The 1972-nt window shown below is 72.5% G+C and carries 2 protein-coding genes; both read right to left on the reverse strand.

Translation table 11 applies throughout. From position 1 onward, the window contains the following. Window positions 1–59: 59 nt before the first annotated feature. A complete protein-coding gene (cobF, locus tag G6024_RS12050; RefSeq protein WP_159148798.1) occupies window positions 60–848 on the reverse strand; it encodes a precorrin-6A synthase (deacetylating) in 789 nt (262 codons plus the stop codon). Continuing rightward, window positions 841–1972 (reverse strand): cobaltochelatase subunit CobN (locus G6024_RS12055; RefSeq protein ID WP_182640375.1); only part of this gene is annotated, 1132 nt, incomplete at its 5' end. The genes G6024_RS12055 and cobF, both read right to left, overlap by 8 nt.

The raw sequence follows: 1972 nt of genomic DNA on the forward strand, positions 1-1972 counted from the left end.
GGCGCTGTCCTTCCCGCCGGTCGTCCCGGCCGTCGCCCCGGCGGTGTCCTTCTCAGCCGTCATCGGGCCGTCGTCCCTTCTCCGCGTCGCAGTAGATACACGTCCATCACCCAGCCGTGCTCGTCGCGCAGCCGCTCGCGGTGCGCGCGCAGGTCCGGCAGGACGTCGCCCACGCGGCCCGCGACGAGCGTCTCGCCGGCGTCGCCGAGGTTCCCGCCCCACCAGATGTTCCAGTCGGCCAGGTCATCGAGCGGCAGGTCGCCGTTGAGCATCACCACCACGTTGTCGGCGCCGGCGGCCACGACCTCGCGCAGCCGGCGACCGGTGGTCACGGTGACCGTGCCGCCGATCTCGTGCAGGACCAGACGGTGGCGCGCGGCCAGAACCTGGAGCGCGGAGATCCCGGGCACGACTTCCACCTCCAGGTCCAGCGCACCGCGCTCGGCGATCCGGTCGAGGATCCTCAGCGTGGAGTCGTAGAACGCCGGGTCGCCCCACACGGGGATCGCCACATCGCCGGGCCGGGAGGCCACGACGCGTTCCCAGGCCAGGGAGCGGGCCTCGTGCCAGTCCGTCACCACGCCGCGATACCCGGCGTCGGAGGAGGTCGACGACGACGAGCGGTCCCGCTCCGGATCGGGCACACCCACCAGCTCGACGCCCGGCGCGTGGCGGGCGAGCAGCCGCGCGCGGAGATCGATCAACGGGTCGGCCGGGCCTTTCACGGCCGCGAGGGCGTAGTCGCTGGCTTGCAGGGCCCGGGCGGCCTCGACCGTGATCTGGTCGAGCCCGCCCGAGCCGATGCCCACCACGCGCACGCGCCGCCGGCCGGTGGGGAACTCAGTCACCGTGGGACTCCTCGAGATCGCCCTCCACGTCGAGGTAGACCTGCCGCATCCGATCCATGATGTCCGCGTCGGGCTCGGCCCACATCCCGCGGTCGGCGGCCTCGGAGAGCCGCTCGATCATCCCGCGCAGCGCCCACGGGTTGGACCGGCGCAGGAACTCCTGGTTGGTCTCGTCCAGGACGTACTCGCGGGCGAGCGAGTCGTACATCCAGTCGTGGACCACGCCGGCGGTCGCGTCGAACCCGAAGAGGTAGTCCACCGTGGCCGCCAGCTCGAACGCGCCCTTGTAGCCGTGGCGTTGCATAGCCGCGATCCACCGCGGGTTCACCACGCGGGCGCGGAACACCCGCGTGGTCTCCTCCGCCAGCGACCGGGTGCGCACGGCGTCAGGCGTGGTGGAGTCGCCCACATAGGCGCGCGGCTCGGCGCCGGTGAGCGCGCGGACGGTGGCGATCATCCCGCCGTGGTACTGGAAGTAGTCGTCCGAGTCGGCGATGTCGTGCTCTCGCGTGTCGATGTTCTTCGCGGCGACCGCGATGCGCCGGTAGTTGGTGCGCATGTCGTCGGCCGCGGGGACTCCGTCGAGGCCGCGGCCGTAGGCGTACCCGCCCCAACGGGTGTAGACCTCGGCCAGGTCTCGGTCGTCACGCCAGTTGCCCGCCTCTATGGTCTGCAGGATCCCGGCGCCGTAGGAGCCCGGTGCGGAGCCGAAGATGCGGGTGGTGGCCCGGCGGTGGTCGGAGTGCTCGGCCAGGTCGGCCCGCGTGTGGGCGGCGACGAAGTTGTGTTCGTCGGGCTCGTCCAGCTCGGCGACCATCCGCACGGCGTCGTCGAGCATCCCGATGACGTGCGGGAACGCATCGCGGAAGAAGCCCGAGATGCGCACGGTCACGTCGACGCGCGGGCGGCCCAGCTCCTCGGACGGGACCACCTCCAGGCCCGTGACCCGGCGGGAGGCCTCGTCCCACTCGGGGCGGACGCCCAGCAGCGCCAGGACCTCGGCGATGTCGTCCCCGGAGGTGCGCATGGCCGAGGTGCCCCAGATCGACAGCCCCACCGAGCTCGGGTACTCGCCGGTCTCGGCGACGTGCCGGTCCAGCAGCGAGTCCGCCACGGCCTGACCG

The organism is Dietzia maris (genome assembly GCF_014144855.1).
Lineage (GTDB): Bacteria > Actinomycetota > Actinomycetes > Mycobacteriales > Mycobacteriaceae > Dietzia > Dietzia kunjamensis.